We start from the raw sequence: 18,769 nt of genomic DNA on the forward strand, positions 1-18,769 counted from the left end.
GACCCCGCCTCCGAGCCGCGGCACCGGCGGCGGGTCGGAGCTCAGGCGTTCGGGTAGAGGTTCTGTAACCGCACCTGGCCACGGGCCACCAGCCGCCCGTCGGCGTCGGTGATCTCCACCTGCCAGAGCTGCTGGCTGCGTCCCCGGTGCACCGGAGTGCCGACAGCGATCAACTCGCCGTCCCGTACCGGCCGCAGGAAGTCCGTCTGGTTGGACACGCCGACCACCTGCCCGCGCTCACCCAGCCACACCCCGCCGCCCACGCTGGCCGCCGTCTCCACCACCGCGCAGTACACCCCGCCGTGCTGAAGCCCGTACGGCTGGTGCAACTCCGGGCGTACCCGCCAGCGGATCGTCACCCGGTCGCCGCTCATCTCGTCGAACTCCAGCCCGAGCAACCCGGCGAAGCCGCTCGACACGTCCGGGAACTCCACGGCAGCCTCCTCGATCTTGGCGTCGTCAGCGTAGCCGGAGCACCGGCACCGGCTGACCCGGTAGGGCCGAACCCGGCCGATGGGGGAGAATCGGTGACCGTGACCGACAGCAGCCTCCCGCCGCCCCGGCGGGACTCCCTGACCGATGACCTGCGGTGGCGCGGCCTGATCCAGGACTCCACCGACCCCGACGAGCTGCGCGCGCTGCTCGACGGCAGCGGAGCCGCGTTCTATGTCGGCTTCGACCCGACCGCGCCGAGCCTGCACGCCGGCCACCTCATGCAGGTCACCACCGCCCGCCGCCTCCAGCTCGCCGGCCACCGACCGCTTCTGCTGGTCGGCGGCGCGACGGGGCAGATCGGCGACCCGAAGGAGAGCGCGGAGCGGGCCCTCAACGCCCCCGAGGTGGTGGCCGGCTGGGTCGGTCGCATCCGCGAGCAACTCGCCCCGTTCGTCTCGTACACCGGGGACAACGCCGCCGAACTGGTGAACAACCTGGACTGGACCGGCGAGATGTCGGTGGTCGAGTTCCTCCGCGACGTCGGCAAGCACTTCCCGGTGAACAAGATGCTGGCCCGCGAGGTGGTCCGCGCCCGGCTGGAGAGCGGCATCAGCTTCACCGAGTTCAGCTACCAGCTCCTACAGGCCAACGACTTCTTCGAGCTGCACCGCCGGCACGGCTGCCAACTCCAGTTCGGCGGCTCGGACCAGTGGGGCAACATCACCGCCGGGGTGGACTACGTACGCCGCCGCGGACTGGGCCCCGTCCAGGCCTTCACCACCCCGCTGGTCACCAGGTCGGACGGCACGAAGTTCGGCAAGACCGAGGGCGGCGCGGTCTGGCTCGACCCGGAGATGACCAGCCCGTACGCCTTCTACCAGTTCTGGATCAACGTCGACGACCGGGACATCGGCCGGTACCTGCGCTACTTCAGCTTCCGCTCGCGCGAGGAGTTGGAGGCGCTGGAGAAGGAGAGCGCGGAGCGCCCGGCGGCGCGGTCCGCGCAGCGGGCCCTGGCCGAGGAGCTGACCACCCTGGTCCACGGCGAACGCGAGATGGCGCAGGTGGTCACCGCCAGCCAGGCGCTGTTCGGACGGGGCTCGCTGGCCGACCTGGCGCCGGTGACGCTGCGCGCCGCGCTCGCCGAGGCTGGTCTGGTGCGCCTCGGTCAGTTGCCGGACGTGGCCACCCTGCTCAAGGAATCGGGTCTGGTGCCGAGCATGAAGGAGGCCCGACGGGTGATCACCGAGGGCGGCGCCTACCTCAACAACGAGCGGGTGACCGAGGTCGACGCCGTACCCACGACGCAGGACCTGCTGCACGGGCGGTACCTGGTGCTGCGCCGGGGCAAGCGCTCCTTCGCCGGGGTCGAACTGGAGCGCTGAGCGCGGTGTGACGCGGGACGCGTCCGGCGGATTTGACGATCAATCCGTCGGGCGCGTAACTTTCTCTCTGTCAGCGCGGAACGGACGAAACGGTCGAAAGACCTGAGGCCGGAGCGCTGGTCGACCCCTCGAATACGGTGGATACACTCACCGACACCGAGGCCGGGTGGTGCCCCCGGATCTGCCGCGAGGCGGATTTGGTGAGGCGGAACCGACCGGGTAAGGTTGACGACCGGTAGGGAACCGGGCGAGCTGGCGGGAGACCGCAAGCGACCGGCCTGCCGAAGCCACGAGACGAACGGCGTGAGCCGGACGGATTCATGGCGCCCGGAAATGGGTTGAAGCGCGACAAACCAGCGGAAGCCGGTTTGACACGGTTGAAACCACCGGGTAACGTAGTAAAAGTGCTCGCCGCGAGGTGAGTGTGGTTCGGCCCCGGAGGGGTGCCTGCTGGTCGGGTGTTCTGATGGTGTGTGGTTGTTCTTTGAGAACTCAACAGGGTGCTTGATAAGCCAGTGCCAAATTGTTTTATGATGCCCCGTGCCAACTTTTGGGTTGGTGGGGATTCCTTTGGCAACATTTGTTTGTTGCTGGGGTTTGCTTTTCCAATTGGTTTTTGTTGGAGAGTTTGATCCTGGCTCAGGACGAACGCTGGCGGCGTGCTTAACACATGCAAGTCGAGCGGAAAGGCCCTTCGGGGTACTCGAGCGGCGAACGGGTGAGTAACACGTGAGCAACCTGCCCTAGGCTTTGGGATAACCCTCGGAAACGGGGGCTAATACCGAATATTCACTCATGGACGCATGTTTGTGGGTGGAAAGTTTTTCGGCTTGGGATGGGCTCGCGGCCTATCAGCTTGTTGGTGGGGTAATGGCCTACCAAGGCGACGACGGGTAGCCGGCCTGAGAGGGCGACCGGCCACACTGGGACTGAGACACGGCCCAGACTCCTACGGGAGGCAGCAGTGGGGAATATTGCACAATGGGCGGAAGCCTGATGCAGCGACGCCGCGTGAGGGATGACGGCCTTCGGGTTGTAAACCTCTTTCAGCAGGGACGAAGCGCAAGTGACGGTACCTGCAGAAGAAGCGCCGGCCAACTACGTGCCAGCAGCCGCGGTAAGACGTAGGGCGCGAGCGTTGTCCGGATTTATTGGGCGTAAAGAGCTCGTAGGCGGCTTGTCGCGTCGACTGTGAAAACCCGTGGCTCAACTGCGGGCCTGCAGTCGATACGGGCAGGCTAGAGTTCGGTAGGGGAGACTGGAATTCCTGGTGTAGCGGTGAAATGCGCAGATATCAGGAGGAACACCGGTGGCGAAGGCGGGTCTCTGGGCCGATACTGACGCTGAGGAGCGAAAGCGTGGGGAGCGAACAGGATTAGATACCCTGGTAGTCCACGCTGTAAACGTTGGGCGCTAGGTGTGGGGGGCCTCTCCGGTTCTCTGTGCCGCAGCTAACGCATTAAGCGCCCCGCCTGGGGAGTACGGCCGCAAGGCTAAAACTCAAAGGAATTGACGGGGGCCCGCACAAGCGGCGGAGCATGCGGATTAATTCGATGCAACGCGAAGAACCTTACCTGGGTTTGACATCGCCGGAAATCCTGCAGAGATGTGGGGTCCTTCGGGGCCGGTGACAGGTGGTGCATGGCTGTCGTCAGCTCGTGTCGTGAGATGTTGGGTTAAGTCCCGCAACGAGCGCAACCCTCGTTCGATGTTGCCAGCGCGTTATGGCGGGGACTCATCGAAGACTGCCGGGGTCAACTCGGAGGAAGGTGGGGATGACGTCAAGTCATCATGCCCCTTATGTCCAGGGCTTCACGCATGCTACAATGGCCGGTACAATGGGCTGCGATACCGTGAGGTGGAGCGAATCCCAAAAAGCCGGTCTCAGTTCGGATCGGGGTCTGCAACTCGACCCCGTGAAGTCGGAGTCGCTAGTAATCGCAGATCAGCAACGCTGCGGTGAATACGTTCCCGGGCCTTGTACACACCGCCCGTCACGTCACGAAAGTCGGCAACACCCGAAGCCGGTGGCCCAACCCTTGTGGAGGGAGCCGTCGAAGGTGGGGCTGGCGATTGGGACGAAGTCGTAACAAGGTAGCCGTACCGGAAGGTGCGGCTGGATCACCTCCTTTCTAAGGAGCACCATCCGGCGAAAGCTGGTATGGAGCCCGCGATCTGCGAATGTCGGGTCGGGGTGCTCAATTGGCGGAGACACTGGTGAGTTTCGTGTCGGCAACGGCCGGCGGTTTCTAGTACGGCCATCTTCTTTCGGGAAGGTGGTGTGGAGGGATGACTGCTGGTGCGGCTGGTGGGAGATGATGGGCACCCTGTTGGGTCCTGAAGGAACAACTGTTGGGTTGTTTGCTTCAGAACCGGATACCACGGCGTGTGTTGTGGTTGGTGGTTGCCAGGCATGGCCTGGTCTTGCATACCGGATGTCGCCTTGTAGGGGTGGTGTTGCTGGTGTGGGGCTGTGGGTTGTGGGTTGGTTGTTTGTTGAGAATTGCACAGTGGACGCGAGCATCTTTGTGGTCAAGTTGTCAAGGGCGAACGGTGGATGCCTTGGCACCAGGAGCCGATGAAGGACGTGGGAGGCCGCGATAGGCCTGGGGGAGCTGTCAACCGAGCTGTGATCCCAGGGTGTCCGAATGGGGTAACCCGGCACCAGTCATGTGGTGTCACCTGCACCTGAACTCATAGGGTGTGTGGAGGGAACGCGGGGAAGTGAAACATCTCAGTACCCGTAGGAAGAGAAAACAAATTTAGTGATTCCGTGAGTAGTGGCGAGCGAAAGCGGATTTAGGCTAAACCGGTTGCGTGTGATACCTGTCAGGGGTTGCGTGGTCGGGGTTGTGGGACTCTGTGTGGTGGGCTGACACTCACTGAAGAAGTTACAAAACCAGTTGTTAGTCGAATGGTCTGGAAAGGCCGACCGTAGACGGTGATAGTCCGGTAGGTGAAAGCAGCTGGTCTTCTATGGATGTTCCCGAGTAGCGGCGGACTCCTGAAATCTGCCGTGAATCTGCCAGGACCACCTGGTAAGCCTGAATACTTCCTGGTGACCGATAGCGGACGAGTACCGTGAGGGAATGGTGAAAAGTACCCCGGGAGGGGAGTGAAATAGTACCTGAAACCGTTCGCCTACAATCCGTCGGAGCCTTGCGGGGTGACGGCGTGCCTTTTGAAGAATGAGCCTGCGAGTTAGTGGCATGTGGCGAGGTTAACCCGTGTGGGGGAGCCGTAGCGAAAGCGAGTCTGAAGAGGGCGTTTGAGTCGCATGTTCTAGACCCGAAGCGGAGTGATCTAGCCATGGGCAGGCTGAAGCGCGGGTAAGACCGTGTGGAGGGCCGAACCCACCAACGTTGAAAAGTTGGGGGATGACCTGTGGTTAGGGGTGAAAGGCCAATCAAACTCCGTGATAGCTGGTTCTCCCCGAAATGCATTTAGGTGCAGCGTCGCGTGTTTCTTGCCGGAGGTAGAGCACTGGATGGTCTAGGGGGCCCACAAGCTTACCGAAATCAGCCAAACTCCGAATGCCGGTAAGTGAGAGCGCGGCAGTGAGACTGCGGGGGATAAGCTTCGTAGTCGAGAGGGAAACAGCCCAGATCACCAGCTAAGGCCCCTAAGCGTGTGCTAAGTGGAAAAGGATGTGGGGTCGCATAGACAACCAGGAGGTTGGCTTAGAAGCAGCCACCCTTTAAAGAGTGCGTAATAGCTCACTGGTCAAGTGGTTCCGCGCCGACAATGTAGCGGGGCTCAAGTACACCGCCGAAGCTGTGGCATTCACATGTGTACTTCGCGCGAGTCTTCGGGCTTGTGTGCAGGTGTGTGGATGGGTAGGGGAGCGTCGTGCCGGGGGTGAAGCAGCCGAGTGATCGAGTTGTGGACGCGGCACGAGTGAGAATGCAGGCATGAGTAGCGAAAGAAGGGTGAGAAACCCTTCCGCCGGATGACCAAGGGTTCCAGGGCCAGGTTAATCCGCCCTGGGTGAGTCGGGACCTAAGGCGAGGCCGAGAGGCGTAGTCGATGGACAACGGGTTGATATTCCCGTACCCGCGAAGGAGCGTCCCTGATGAACCTCGTTGTGCTAACCATCCGATCCATCCAAGACCTTCGGGTTGAGGGTGGAGAGCGTGGGAACCTGGCGGGTAGTAGTCAAGCGATGGGGTGACGCAGGAAGGTAGCTGAGCCCGGCCGGTGGTTGTGCCGGGGTAAGCGTGTAGGCCGACGTGTAGGCAAATCCGCACGTCATGTGGCTGAGACGTGATGCCGAGCCGATTCAGGTGAAGTCAGTGATCCTATGCTGCCGAGAAAAGCCTCTAGCGAGTTTCGAGCGGCCCGTACCCCAAACCGACACAGGTGGTCAGGTAGAGAATACCGAGGCGATCGGGCGAACTGTGGTTAAGGAACTCGGCAAATTGCCCCCGTAACTTAGGGAGAAGGGGGGCCGGAGACGTGAAGCCCCGCGCGGGTGGAGCGTTGTATGGCCGCAGAGAGCAGGGGGAAGCGACTGTTTACTAAAAACACAGGTCCATGCGAAGAAGTAATTCGATGTATATGGACTGACGCCTGCCCGGTGCTGGAACGTTAAGGGGACCTGTTAGCTCTTCGGGGCGAAGCGGAGAACTTAAGCGCCAGTAAACGGCGGTGGTAACTATAACCATCCTAAGGTAGCGAAATTCCTTGTCGGGTAAGTTCCGACCTGCACGAATGGCGTAACGACTTCCCCACTGTCTCAACCACAGGCCCGGCGAAATTGCATTACGAGTAAAGATGCTCGTTACGCGCGGCAGGACGGAAAGACCCCGGGACCTTTACTATAGCTTGACATTGGTATCTGAGTTAGCTTGTGTAGGATAGGTGGGAGCCGGTGAACCTTGTACGCCAGTATGAGGGGAGGCAATCTTGAAATACCACTCTGGTTGATTCGGGTATCTAACTTCGGACCGTTATCCGGTTCAGGGACAGTGTCTGGTGGGTAGTTTAACTGGGGCGGTTGCCTCCTAAAAGGTAACGGAGGCGCCCAAAGGTTCCCTCAGCCTGGTTGGCAATCAGGTGTTGAGTGCAAGTACACAAGGGAGCTTGACTGTGAGACTGACGGGTCGAGCAGGGACGAAAGTCGGGACTAGTGATCCGGCACTTGCGTGTGGAAGCGGTGTCGCTCAACGGATAAAAGGTACCCCGGGGATAACAGGCTGATCTTCCCCAAGAGTCCATATCGACGGGATGGTTTGGCACCTCGATGTCGGCTCGTCGCATCCTGGGGCTGTAGCAGGTCCCAAGGGTTGGGCTGTTCGCCCATTAAAGCGGTACGCGAGCTGGGTTTAGAACGTCGTGAGACAGTTCGGTCCCTATCCGCCGTGCGCGTAGGATACTTGAGAAGGGCTGTCCCTAGTACGAGAGGACCGGGACGGACGAACCTCTGGTGTGCCAGTTGTCCCGCCAGGGGCACGGCTGGTTAGCTACGTTCGGAAGGGATAACCGCTGAAAGCATCTAAGCGGGAAGCTCGCTTCAAGATGAGGTATCCCACCCACCTTTGGTGGGGTAAGGCCCCCAGCTAGACGACTGGGTTGATAGGCCGGAAATGTAAGCCCGGTAACGGGTTCAGTTGACCGGTACTAATAGGCCGAGGACTTGACTATCAAAGTTGCTACGCGTCCACTGTGTAACTCACAACAAACAAACACACCCCGACACGGACAGTGTTGGTGCGGATTGTGTTTGACATGTTGATAAGGTTACGGCGGTCATGGCGGAGGGGAAACGCCCGGTCACATTCCGAACCCGGAAGCTAAGCCCTCCAGCGCCGATGGTACTGCACCCGGGAGGGTGTGGGAGAGTAGGACACCGCCGGACACACGTTACAGTCGAGGGCCGCCCGGAATCGGGACGGCCCTCGACTGCGTTGCGTCGTGGAACGACGTATTCAGGAAGGATGTACCAGTGAGTTCTGGACCTCAGGGCGGAGACCGTCCCCGGGGCTACGAGGGACGGCCCGGCGACCGTGACGGCGACAACCGCCGTGGCGACCGTCCGTCGTACCGCGACGAGCGCGGTCGGGAGCGTGACTCCCGCGACGGTGGACGTGGCGCCGGCGGTTACGGTGCTGACCGTTCCCGGTCCGGTGGCTTCCGTCGGGACGGCGACCGTCGTGAGGGCGGCTACCGAGGCAGCGACCGGGGTACCGGCGGCGGCTTCGGTGGCGACCGCCGTGGCTCCGGTGGCGACCGCGAAGGCTTCCGTGGCGACCGTCGTGAGGGCGGTTCCGGTGGCTTCCGTGGCGACCGTGGCGAGCGCGGATCCGGTGGCTTCCGTAGTGACCGTCGCGAGGGCGGTTCCGGGGACCGTCGCCAGGGTGACGACCGGCCGGCCTACCGCCGCGACAACGACGAGCGCGGCTCGGGCGCCCGGGGCGGTGACCGGCGTACCGGTGGGTTCCGCGACGGCGACCGCAGCTCCGGTGGCTTCCGTGGTGACCGTCGTGAGGGTGGTTTCCGGGGCAACGACCGTCGTGAGGGCGGCTTCGGTCGCGGCTCCGACGACCGGGGCGGCTTCCGCGGCGAGCGCCGGGACGGTGACCGCCGGGACGGCGGCTTCCGCGGCGACCGGCGCGACAGTGGCGGTGACCGTCGTGAGGGTGGTTTCCGGTCGGACCGTCGCGACAGCGGCGACCGCCGTGAAGGTGGTTTCCGGGGCGAGCGGCGTGACGGTGACAGCCGCGACGGTGGTTTCCGGGGCGAGCGGCGTGACGGTGACCGTCGTGAGGGTGGGTTCCGGGGCGAGCGCCGTGAGGGCGGCTTCGGCCGGGGCTCGGACGACCGGGGCGGCTTCCGCGGCGAGCGCCGGGACGGTGACCGTCGTGAGGGCGGCTTCGGCCGGGGCTCCGACGACCGGGGCGGCTTCCGCAGCGACCGCCGGGACGGAGACCGTCGCGACGGTGGCTTCCGTGGTGAGCGTCGTGAGGGCGGCTTCCGGGATGGCGGTTCGCGGGACCGGGACAACTCCTCGCGCGGCCCGGGACGTGACTACGGCTCCGGTGAGCGCCGGGAGGGCGGGTACCGCTCGGATCGACGGGACGAGGGCTTCCGCCGGGGCAACGACGATCGCCGGCAGGGCGACGGCGGCGGCTACCGGCGTACCGAAGGCGGCTTCGGCGGTGCACGCCGGGAGGGCGGCGCACGGGACGGTGACCGCCGCGAGGGAGGCTTCCGGGGCAACGACCGTCGTGAGGGCGGCTTCCGGCCGGACCGTCGCGACGGTGGTGACCGTCGTGAGGGCGGCTTCCGGGGCGGTGACCGTCGGGAGGGTGGCTTCCGGTCCGGGGACCGTCGGGACGGCGGGTACGGGGACCGCGCTTCGGGCGGCTCAGGCTTCCGCGACGGCGATCGTCGGGACGGCGGGTTCCGCCGTGGGTCCGACGAGCGCGGCGGCGAGCGGCGTGACGGTGGCTTCCGGGACGACCGGGGCCGGCGTGACGGCTTCGACCAGGGCGAGGAGGGGCGTACGCCCGCGCCGGCGCTGCCGGACGAGATCGTCGCGACCGACCTGGACAAGGACGTACGGGCCGAGTTGCTGTCGCTGTCGAAGGGGGTCGCGGACACCGTGGCCCGGCACCTCGTGGCGACCGGGCAACTGATCGACGAGGACCCCGCCGAGGCGCTGGCCCACGCGATGGCCGCCCGTCGGCTGGCGTCCCGGATCGCGGCTGTCCGCGAGGCGGTCGGTCTGGCCGCGTACCACTCGGGCGAGTGGCAGACGGCGATCGCGGAACTGCGGACGTACCACCGGATGAGTGGGGTGCAGAGCCACATCGCGGTCCTCGCGGACTGTGAGCGGGCGCTGGGCCGCCCCGAGCGGGCCATCGACCTGTTCCGCGGTGCCGAGCAGGAGAAGCTGGAGGCGGCCGTCGCCATCGAGTTGCTGATCGTGGCCGCCGGTGCGCGAGGCGACCTCGGGCAGCGGGACGCGGCCGTGGCCATGCTCCAGGTGCCCGAACTCACCACCGACACGGCTCAGCCGTGGACCGCCCGGTTGCGGTACGCGTACGCGGACGCGCTGCTGGCGGTGGACCGTCGGGCCGAGGCCCGGGAGTGGTTCTCCCGCGCGGCCGAGGTCGACGCCGAGGCGGAGACCGACGCGGCGGAGCGGCTGCTCGAACTCGACGGCGTGGTCATCGAGGGCGACGACGAGGACGAGGCCACCGAGGAACTGGCCGCCGGTCCCGGCGCGCCGGGTGCGGTACCGGCCCGTCCGGACAGCGAGCTGACCACCGACGAGCGCCCCGAAGAGGTCGAGGTGGCCGAGGGGCCGACGGATCGAGTCGCCGACCAGACGGTGGGGGACGAGGCTGCGGCGGACCGGGTCGGAACGGACCAGGCGGCGGACGGCGAAGTCGGGGACGACCGCGGCGTGGCCGTCGAGGCGACGTCGCGCGGTGACGAGGTCGTCGAGGCCGATGTCGTGGAGGCGTCCGATGCTCCGGCGGCGAGCGGTGTCGGTGAGTCGTCCGTGACGGACGGCGAGCGGGCCGAGGAGAACGAGCGGCGATGAGCGGTGACGGGGAGCGGCTGGTCGACGGGTACACCCTGGTCGTCTTCGACCTGGACGGGGTGATCTATCTGATCGACCGGCCGATCCCCGGCGCGGTCGAGGCGGTCGCCCGGCTGCACGGTGAGGGCCGGGCGGTGGCGTACGCCACGAACAACGCCTCGCGCCGGCCGGCCGACGTGGCGGACCTGCTCACCGGGATGGGTGTACCGGCCCGGCCGGACGAGGTGCTGACCAGCGCGGCTGCCGCCGCCCAACTGTTGGGCGAGCGGCTGCCGGCCGGTGCGCCGGTGCTGGTGGTGGGTGCCGAGGCGCTGCGGGCCGAGATCCGCGAGGTGGGTCTGACCCCGGTCTCCGGTGCCGACGACGCGCCGGTCGCGGTGATCCAGGGGTACGGCCCGCAGGTCGGCTGGGCCGATCTGGCCGAGGCGGCGGTGGCGGTACGCGGCGGAGCCTCGTGGATCGCCACCAACACCGACCGGACGCTGCCCAGCGGACGGGGACCCCTGCCGGGCAACGGCTCGTTGGTCGCCGCACTGGCGACCGCGTTGGACCGGCAACCCGACGAGGTGGTGGGCAAGCCGTCGCCGGAGCTGTTCGCCACCGCCGCGCGCCGGGCGGGCGAGGGCCGCTCCCTGGTGGTCGGTGATCGACTCGACACCGACATCGAGGGCGCCAACCGGGCGGGGCTGGACAGCCTGCTGGTGCTCACCGGCGTCAGCGACGTACCCGAGTTGCTCGCCGCACCGACCGACCGCCGCCCGACGGCCGTGGCCTGGGACCTGACCGGGCTCTTCGAGCCCACCGCGATGGTCCGGGTGCCGGCGGCCGGTGCGGAGCACGGCGGCTGGCGCGTCACGACCGGCCCGGACGGGTGGGAGTTGACCGGCGCGGGTCGGCCGCTGGACGCGCTCGCGGCGCTCTGTGCGGTGGCCTGGGAGCGTCGGCCGGACGGCGTACCGCGTCCGGGATCGCCGGAGGCGGCGACGGCGCTGGAGGCCCTCGGCCTGACCGGCTGACTCACCGTCGAGCGCGCCGCGCCGAGGTCCCGGCGGCGGGTGCCGGATCTCAGAGCAGCTTGCGCAGTTTCATCAGGTCGAACGGGTTGGCCTTGATCGAGACGCGTCGGCTGGCCACCGCGCGGGTCACGTCGAGGTCGCCGCGTACCAGGGCGAGCAGGTCGTCGCTGGTGGTGGTCATGGCGATCTTCGCCGTGGGGTCGTCGCCGTCGGTCAGTCCGACCAGTCGTCCACCGGTGAGTCGACCGTGGAAGGCGGTCTCCAGGTCGCTGACCCGGCAGGCCAGCGTGCGGTCGAGGTCGACGTGCTCGCGGACGGTCTCCGCGTTGCGGTCCAGCCGGGCGGCCAGGTCCTGCAACGCCTGTCGACACTCGTCCACGGTGGCCACCCGTCGCCTCCTCGCCTCACACCACGTCGTACTCCGGGCACCGTACCGCATGGGACGCCGACCGCGGCCCGGTAGCGTGACACCTGCCGGAACCCCGGGTGAAAGGACTCAGGCATGCAGGACGCGTGGCGCGCCTACCTCGAACTGGCCATGGGCCTGACGGAGGCGCCCCGGAAGAAGGCGCAGGACGCGGTGCGCCGCTTGGCCGGTTCGACCGGCGCGACCGCCGCGCAGCTCCAGACGCTGGCCGAGGAGTTGCGCTCGACCGGCGCGGAGAACCGGGAGGCGCTGACCAAGCTGGTGCGGTTCGAGGTCGAACGTGCGCTCGGCGCGGTCGGGTTGGCCACCGCCGACGAGGTCGAGGAGCTGGAGCGGCGGGTACGCGAGCTGGAACGCCGGTTGCGCACGATGACCGACACCGCCGTACGCTCCGGCGGCCCGGAGGGCGGCTCGCCCGCCGACGTGGCGGCCGAGGCCGCCGAGACCGCGGCGGCGGCCCCGCCGCCCGGACCGGGCCCGGCGAAGAAGGCGGTCGCCAAGAAGGCCGTGGCGAAGAAGGCCGGTGCCCCGCCGCCCGCGGCGGATCAGCCGGTGGCCAAGAAGGCGGTGGCGAAGGTCGCCAAGAAGGCGGTGGCGAAGAAGACGCCAGGCTCGGTGGCGCGTCCCGCCGACGGCGACGCGCCGACCCGACCGGCGAAGGCCACCCGGCCGCGCCCGGACACCGCGCCGTGACCGCCCGTCTCGCGCGTCACCTCCGGCGGGCTCAGGCGGCCGACGCGCGGCGGGACGTCGCATCGGGTGCGGTGACCGGCGCGACGCCGGCCGGAGCGCGACGGTGAACGTCTCGCCGCGGCCCGGGCCGCCGCCGGGTCCCCGGCCGGGCCCGCCGCCGCAGACGTGGACCGGCGACGGTGCCGACGACGCGGGGCACCCGGCGGTGGACGCCGCCGTGCAGGCGATGGTGAACGCCGCGAACCTCGTCCCGGCCGACCAGATCGCCCAGTACGAGGCCGCCTACCAGACGTTGCGGGAAACGCTCGCCACCATCGACCAGGCCTGAGGAGGCCGTCCACCCATGGCACGTCGTAACCGGTTGGACGCCGAACTCGTCCGCCGTGGCCTGGCCCGGTCGCGGGAGCAGGCCGCCGCGCTGGTCGAGGCCGGTCGGGTCCAGCTCCGGGGGATGGTGGCCCGCAAGGCCGCCGCGATGGTCGACCCCGCCGACCCGCTGGTGGTCACCGGCGCCGACCCCACCTCCGAGTACGTCTCCCGGGGCGGACACAAACTGGCCGGCGCGCTCGCCGCGTTCGCTCCCGGTGGGCTGACCGTGACCGGTCGGCGCTGCCTGGACGCCGGGGCGTCCACCGGCGGCTTCACCGACGTGCTCCTGCGCGCGGGTGCGGCCGAGGTGGTCGCGGTCGACGTCGGCTACGGCCAGCTCGCCTGGTCGTTGCGGACCGACGAGCGGGTCCGGGTCCTGGAACGGACGAACGTCCGGACGCTGACCGCCGAGGTGATCGGTGGGCAGGTCGACCTGACCGTGGCCGACCTGTCGTTCATCTCGCTGCGGCTGGTGCTGCCGGCGCTGGCCGCCTGCACCGCCGCCGAGGGTGACCTGGCGTTGATGGTCAAGCCGCAGTTCGAGGTGGGCCGGGACCGGGTGGGCGCCGGTGGCGTGGTGCGGGATCCGGCGCTACGCGCCGAGGCGGTGCTCGACGTCGCCGCGTCCGCCGCGACACTGGGACTGGGGTTGGCGGAGTTGGCGGCCAGTCCGCTGCCCGGGCCGAGCGGCAACGTGGAGTTCTTCGTATGGTTACGCCGGGACGCGCCACCGGCCGACCCGGAACGGGTGCGGGCCGTGGTGGCGGCCGGGCCCGGCGCGCCGGCGTCCGCCGGTGACCCGCGTGACGAGGTGACGAAGGAGGTGGCCGGGTGAGCGAGGGCAACTCCGCCACGGCGGGGGTACGTCCGCCGGGTGGTTCGACGCGACGGCCGACCCACGGCGGGCGGGCCCTCCGGTGACCCGTACCGCCCTGCTGGTGACCCACACCGGTCGTCGGCGCAGCACGGAACACGCGCGTACGGTCGCGGCCGACCTGATCTCCGCCGGCTTCGAGGTGCGGGTGGTGGCCGAGGAGGCCGAGGATCTCGACCTGCCGGGCGCGGTGCCGGTGACCGGGCCGGAGGCGGCCGAGGGCGCCGAGATCGTCTTCGCGCTCGGTGGGGACGGCACGTTCCTGCGCGCCGCCGAGCTGGCCCGGCCGGCGAAGGTGCCGCTGCTCGGCATCAACCTCGGCAAGGTCGGTTTCCTGGCCGAGGCGGAGATCGACGACCTGGACCTGGCGGTCCGCGACGTGGTGGGCCGCAACTACAGCGTCGACGAGCGGCTCACCCTGGACGTGACCGCCGAGTTCGACGGTGGGCCGACGATCGAGTCGTGGGCGCTCAACGAGATCAGCGTCGAGAAGGGCGAGCGGGCCCAGATGCTGGAGCTGCTGGTCGACGTGGACGGTCGGCCGCTGTCCCGGTACGGGTGCGACGGGGTGGTCTGCGCCACGCCGACCGGTTCGACGGCGTACGCCTTCTCCGGCGGCGGGCCGGTGGTCTGGCCCGAGGTGGAGGCGCTGCTGCTGGTGCCGATCAGCGCGCACGCCCTGTTCAGCCGCCCGCTGGTGACCGCACCCACCTCCACCATCTCGATCACCGTGGACCCGTTCACCACGCTGGCGGTGCTCTGCTGCGACGGGCGGCGGGTCTACGACCTGCCGCCGGGTGCTCGGCTCACGGTGCGTCGCGGCGCCCTGCCGGTGCGGATCGTCCGGCTGCGGGACCGGCCGTTCACCGACCGGCTGGTGGCCAAGTTCGACCTGCCGGTGCACGGCTGGCGGGGCAACCGCCGCTGACCCGGGTCGCCGCGCCGGCTGGTCAAGTGTCGGGCCACGCGTCTACTGTCGGGTGCTGTGCTGGAGGAGCTACGCATCACCGGACTGGGCGTCATCGAGGACACCACGCTGCCGCTTGCCGGCGGCATGAACGTCATCACCGGCGAGACCGGGGCCGGCAAGACGATGGTGGTCACCGGCCTGGGCCTGCTCTTCGGGGGCCGTGCCGACGCCGGGCGCGTGCGTGCCCAGCCCGGCCGGGCCGTCGTCGAGGGCCGCCTGCGTCTGACCGGTCGGGTCGCCGAGTCGGTGCACGCCCGGATCACCGACGCCGGTGGCGAGCCCGACGACGACGGCGCGATGCAGTTGAGCCGTACGGTCACCGTGGAGGGTCGCTCCCGGGCGCACCTGGGCGGGCGGAGCATGCCGGTGTCGACGCTCGGCGAGGTGGGCGAACAGGTGGTGGCCGTACACGGCCAGTCCGACCAGTTGCGCCTGCTGCGTCCGGCCGAGCAGCGGGCCGCGTTGGACCGCTTCGCCGGGCCGGAGCACGAGAAGCTGCTGGAGGCCATGCGCGAGGCGTACACGCAGTGGCGTCGGGTGGTCGACGACCTGGCCGACCGGCGGCGCAACGCGCGGGAGCGCCACCAGGAGGCGGATCTGCTGCGGCTGGGGCTCGACGAGATCACCCGGGTCGACCCGCAGGCCGGTGAGGACGACGAGCTCAAGACCGAGGCGCAGCGGCTGGAGCACGCCGAGGGGTTGCGTACCGCGGCGCAGGTGGCCCACCAGTGCGTGGCCGGCGGGTTGGAGGCGGCCGACGAGACCACCGACGCCTCGGCGTTGCTCGGCACCGCCCGGCGGACGTTGGAGGCGCAGGCCGGCACCGATCCGGCCCTGGGGGAGTTGGCGGCCCGCCTGGAGGAGGCTGCGACGCTGGTCGCCGACGTGTCGGTGGAGTTGTCGACGTATCTCACCGGGTTGGACGCCGATCCGGCCCGGCTGCAGAGCATCTACGAGCGCCGGGCCGCGTTGCGGGCGTTGACCCGCAAGTACGCCGACGACGTCGACGGGGTGATCGCCTGGGCGGAGCGGGCCCGGACCCGACTGTCCGACCTGGACATCTCCGACGAGTTCCTTGAGGAGTTGGACCGGGAGGCGTCCCGGTTGGCCGGTGAGGTGGCCGAGTTGGCCGGCCGGTTGTCGGCGTCCCGCCAGGAGGCGGCGGTGCGTTTCGCCGAGCAGGTGACCGTCGAGTTGGCCGGGCTGGCCATGCCGCACGCCCGCGTCGAGGTAACGGTGCTGCCCCGACCGGCCGGACGGACCGAGCCCACGTTGCCGGTCAACGGGGTGGAGGTCGGTGTCGGGCCGGACGGCGGCGACGAGGTCGAGTTGCGGCTGCTGGCCCACCCGGGTGCGCCGTCGCTGCCGTTGCAGCGGGGCGCGTCCGGCGGTGAGCTGTCCCGGGTGATGCTCGCCATCGAGGTCGTCTTCGCCGGTTCGGGCGGGCCGCCCACGCTGGTCTTCGACGAGGTCGACGCGGGGGTCGGCGGTCAGGCGGCGGTGGAGATCGGCCGTCGGCTGGCCCGGTTGGCCCGCAGCCACCAGGTGCTCGTGGTGACCCACCTGCCGCAGGTGGCCGCGTTCGCCGACCGGCACCTGGTGGTGGCGAAGGACACCGGTGGCGCGGTGACCACCAGCGGGGTACGGGTGGTGGAGGACACCGAGCGGGCCCGGGAACTGGCCCGGATGCTGGCGGGTTTGCCGGACTCGGATCTGGGTATCGCCCACGCGGAGGAGTTGTTGGCCGTCGCGGCCCGCGAACGGCGGTCGTGAGGACCGTCATTGTGAGCGGAGGCACACCGGCCCTCGCCCATCTGTGCTTCCCTGGGTAGGCGGCCCTGCTCAGGCATGTCGCGACAGATTCGCCTGCCTCACATGCCAGGATGGTCACGATGCGTCTACCCACGTTGCGCCGGACCCGGAACGCGGAACCGGGACGAATCCTCGGCACCGCCCGCCTCGATCGCCGGACGAAACGCCTGGTCGGTCGGCTCCGCCCCGGTGACATCGCGGTGATCGACCATGTCGACCTGGACCGGGTCGCCGCCGACTCGCTGGTCGCCGTGGGCGTCGGCGCGGTCCTCAACGCCAAGCCGTCGGTCTCCGGCCGCTATCCCAACCTCGGCCCGGAGGTGCTCGTCGCGGCGGGCATCCCGCTGTTGGACGACCTCGGTGAGGGGGTCTTCGAGCGGATCCGCGAGGGCGACACGGTGCGGATCGAGGGCAACACCGTCTATCTCGGCGACGAGCCGCTGGCACACGGCAGCCTGCAGGACGCCGAGAGCGTGGCCAAGGCGATGAGCGACGCCCGCGAGGGCCTGTCGGTGCAGTTGGAGGCGTTCGCCGCCAACACCATGGACTACCTCAAGCAGGAACGTGACCTGCTGCTCGACGGTGTCGGCGTACCGGACATCGCCACCGAGATCCAGGGCCGCCACTGCCTGATCGTGGTGCGGGGCTACGACTACAAGGCCGACCTGGACGTGCTGCGCCCGTACATCCGGGAGTTCAAGCCGGTGCTGATCGGCGTCGACGGCGGGGCGGACGCGCTGGTCGAGGCGGGTTACACGCCAGACATGATCATCGGTGACATGGACTCGGTCACCGACGACGTGCTGCGCTGCGGCGCCGAGGTGATCGTGCACGCCTACCCGGACGGTCGGGCTCCCGGCCTGCCCCGGGTCAACGGCCTGGGGGTGCCGGCGGTGACCTTCCCGGCCGCCGCCACCAGCGAGGACCTCGCCATGCTGCTGGCCGACGAGAAGGGCGCCTCGCTGATCGTCGCGGTGGGCACCCACGCCACCCTGGTCGAGTTCCTGGACAAGGGGCGCGGCGGCATGGCGTCGACGTTCCTCACCCGGCTCAAGGTCGGTGGCAAGTTGGTCGACGCCAAGGGGGTGAGCCGGCTCTACCGGCAGAGCATCTCGGGTTCCTCGCTGCTGCTGCTGGTGCTGTCGGCGGTGGCGGCGATGGCCTCGGCGGTGGCGGTGTCCACCGTCGGCAAGGCGTATTTGGGCGTGGTCTCCGAGTGGTGGGACAATTTTGTGTTCCAGCTCGGCCAGCTCTTCTAGCTCCCGACCGATCAAGAGGCTGCAAGCGTGATCAACTTCCGGTACCACGTGGTGTCCCTGACCGCGGTCTTCCTCGCGTTGGCGATCGGCCTGGTCGTCGGCACAGCCGCCCTCAACGGCCCGGTCGCGGACTCGCTCAAGGAGACCGTCAACTCGCTGCGCAAGGACAACCAGCAGATGCGCCAGACGGTCCAGAACATGCAGCGGGAGCTGGAGCTGGAGGAGGAGTTCGCGGCCGAGATGGCCCAGGTGATGCTGCCGGGCAAGCTGGCCGGCAAGCGGGTGCTGGTGCTCAGCCTGCCCACCGGCCGGGACCACACCGACGGCGTGATCGAGATGCTCAAGTTGGCGAACGCCGACGTCATCGGCCGGATCGACCTGCAGGACAAGTTCATCAACCCGGAGAACAACAACAACCTGCTGGAGCTCGCGGTCACCGCGGCCCGACCCACCAGCGCGCCGACCAGCGGCCTGCCCGGCAACGGGCACGGCGTGGAGACCTCCAGCGCCCTGCTGGCCACCGTGCTGCTGGACCAGCCGGCCGGTGCCGAGCCGGTCACCGAGGCCGACCGGCGGGCGGTGGTGACCGCGTACGCGAACGCGAACTACCTGACCACCGCCGACCGGATCACCAACGCCGCCGAGGCGGTCGTGGTGGTCAGCGGCCAGCCGTACGTGGACAAGGACTCCGCCAAGAAGGACGAGTCGGTGGTGAAGATCGCCGAGCAGTTCGACCGCACCGGCGGCATCGTGGTCGCCGGAAACGGCTTCACCGGCGGCAACCTGGTCTCCTTCGTCCGGGGCGACGCGGTGCTGGCGCAGACCATCTCCACCGTCGACAACGCCAACACCGTGCAGGGACAGCTCGTCACCTCGCTGGCCGTCGTGCAGCAGCTCAACGAGCGCAAGGCCGGCCAGTACGGCGTGGGCGACAACGTCGACGGGCTGCTGCCTAAACTGCCCCAGTGAGTCGACGGG

At 68.5% G+C, this 18,769-nt stretch carries 12 protein-coding genes and 3 rRNA genes; 13 read left to right on the top strand and 2 right to left on the bottom strand.

Annotation, left to right across the window (positions count from 1 at the left end):
• Positions 1-41: 41 nt before the first annotated feature.
• Entirely contained in the window at positions 42-434 is a 393-nt protein-coding gene (locus ACQVFL_RS10710; RefSeq protein WP_431729264.1) for a PaaI family thioesterase, read from the bottom strand.
• A 99-nt stretch (positions 435-533) separates the two neighbouring features.
• Between ACQVFL_RS10710 and tyrS the strand changes: the two genes are divergently transcribed.
• The 6 genes from tyrS to ACQVFL_RS10740 all read left to right on the top strand — a co-directional run bounded on the left by tyrS (position 534) and on the right by ACQVFL_RS10740 (position 11,387).
• Positions 534-1,820 carry a tyrosine--tRNA ligase gene (gene tyrS, locus ACQVFL_RS10715; protein WP_431729812.1) on the top strand — a complete coding sequence of 429 codons (1,287 nt, stop codon included), beginning with the start codon at positions 534-536 and terminating at the stop codon, positions 1,818-1,820.
• Between the two features lie 616 nt (positions 1,821-2,436).
• Positions 2,437-3,952: ribosomal RNA gene (locus ACQVFL_RS10720) — 16S ribosomal RNA — on the top strand.
• Positions 3,953-4,350: 398 nt separating this feature from the next.
• Positions 4,351-7,463 (top strand): 23S ribosomal RNA (locus ACQVFL_RS10725).
• 97 nt (positions 7,464-7,560) lie between these two features.
• Positions 7,561-7,677 (top strand): 5S ribosomal RNA (rrf, locus tag ACQVFL_RS10730).
• The 16S, 23S and 5S rRNA genes sit together here, the layout of an rRNA operon.
• A gap of 1,746 nt (positions 7,678-9,423) precedes the next feature.
• Positions 9,424-10,371: a tetratricopeptide repeat protein gene (locus ACQVFL_RS10735; protein WP_431729813.1), complete on the top strand. Its 948-nt coding sequence runs from the start codon at positions 9,424-9,426 to the stop codon at positions 10,369-10,371.
• Positions 10,368-11,387: an HAD-IIA family hydrolase gene (locus tag ACQVFL_RS10740; protein ID WP_431729265.1), complete on the top strand. Its 1,020-nt coding sequence runs from the start codon at positions 10,368-10,370 to the stop codon at positions 11,385-11,387. Before ACQVFL_RS10735 ends, ACQVFL_RS10740 begins: the two co-directional genes overlap by 4 nt.
• Before the next feature lie 49 nt (positions 11,388-11,436).
• On the opposite strand, the gene ACQVFL_RS10745 is transcribed toward ACQVFL_RS10740, so the two are convergent.
• Complete coding sequence (locus ACQVFL_RS10745; RefSeq protein WP_431729266.1) at positions 11,437-11,775, bottom strand: SCP2 sterol-binding domain-containing protein; 339 nt, start codon at positions 11,773-11,775, stop codon at positions 11,437-11,439.
• A 114-nt stretch (positions 11,776-11,889) separates the two neighbouring features.
• On the opposite strand from ACQVFL_RS10745, the gene ACQVFL_RS10750 reads away from it, so the two are divergent.
• The 7 genes from ACQVFL_RS10750 (at position 11,890) to ACQVFL_RS10780 (ending at position 18,760) form a co-directional block, all read left to right on the top strand.
• Positions 11,890-12,507, top strand: a complete 618-nt coding sequence (locus ACQVFL_RS10750) for a phasin family protein (protein ID WP_431729267.1) — start codon at positions 11,890-11,892, stop codon at positions 12,505-12,507.
• Between the two features lie 103 nt (positions 12,508-12,610).
• A complete protein-coding gene (locus tag ACQVFL_RS10755) occupies positions 12,611-12,835 on the top strand; it encodes a hypothetical protein (protein ID WP_431729268.1) in 225 nt (74 codons plus the stop codon).
• 15 nt (positions 12,836-12,850) lie between these two features.
• Positions 12,851-13,711, top strand: a complete 861-nt coding sequence (locus ACQVFL_RS10760; RefSeq protein ID WP_396699498.1) for a TlyA family RNA methyltransferase — start codon at positions 12,851-12,853, stop codon at positions 13,709-13,711.
• Between the two features lie 82 nt (positions 13,712-13,793).
• On the top strand, positions 13,794-14,678 hold the full coding sequence (locus tag ACQVFL_RS10765; RefSeq protein WP_396699496.1) for an NAD kinase: 885 nt from the start codon (positions 13,794-13,796) through the stop codon (positions 14,676-14,678).
• Positions 14,679-14,735: 57 nt separating this feature from the next.
• On the top strand, positions 14,736-16,493 hold the full coding sequence (gene recN / locus ACQVFL_RS10770) for a DNA repair protein RecN (protein WP_431729269.1): 1,758 nt from the start codon (positions 14,736-14,738) through the stop codon (positions 16,491-16,493).
• A gap of 119 nt (positions 16,494-16,612) precedes the next feature.
• Positions 16,613-17,791: a putative cytokinetic ring protein SteA gene (gene steA / locus ACQVFL_RS10775; RefSeq protein ID WP_131054654.1), complete on the top strand. Its 1,179-nt coding sequence runs from the start codon at positions 16,613-16,615 to the stop codon at positions 17,789-17,791.
• A 27-nt stretch (positions 17,792-17,818) separates the two neighbouring features.
• Entirely contained in the window at positions 17,819-18,760 is a 942-nt protein-coding gene (locus tag ACQVFL_RS10780) for a copper transporter (RefSeq protein WP_396699491.1), read from the top strand.
• Positions 18,761-18,769 lie beyond the last annotated feature (9 nt).

This window comes from Verrucosispora sp. TAA-831 (assembly GCF_050780145.1).
Lineage (GTDB): Bacteria > Actinomycetota > Actinomycetes > Mycobacteriales > Micromonosporaceae > Micromonospora.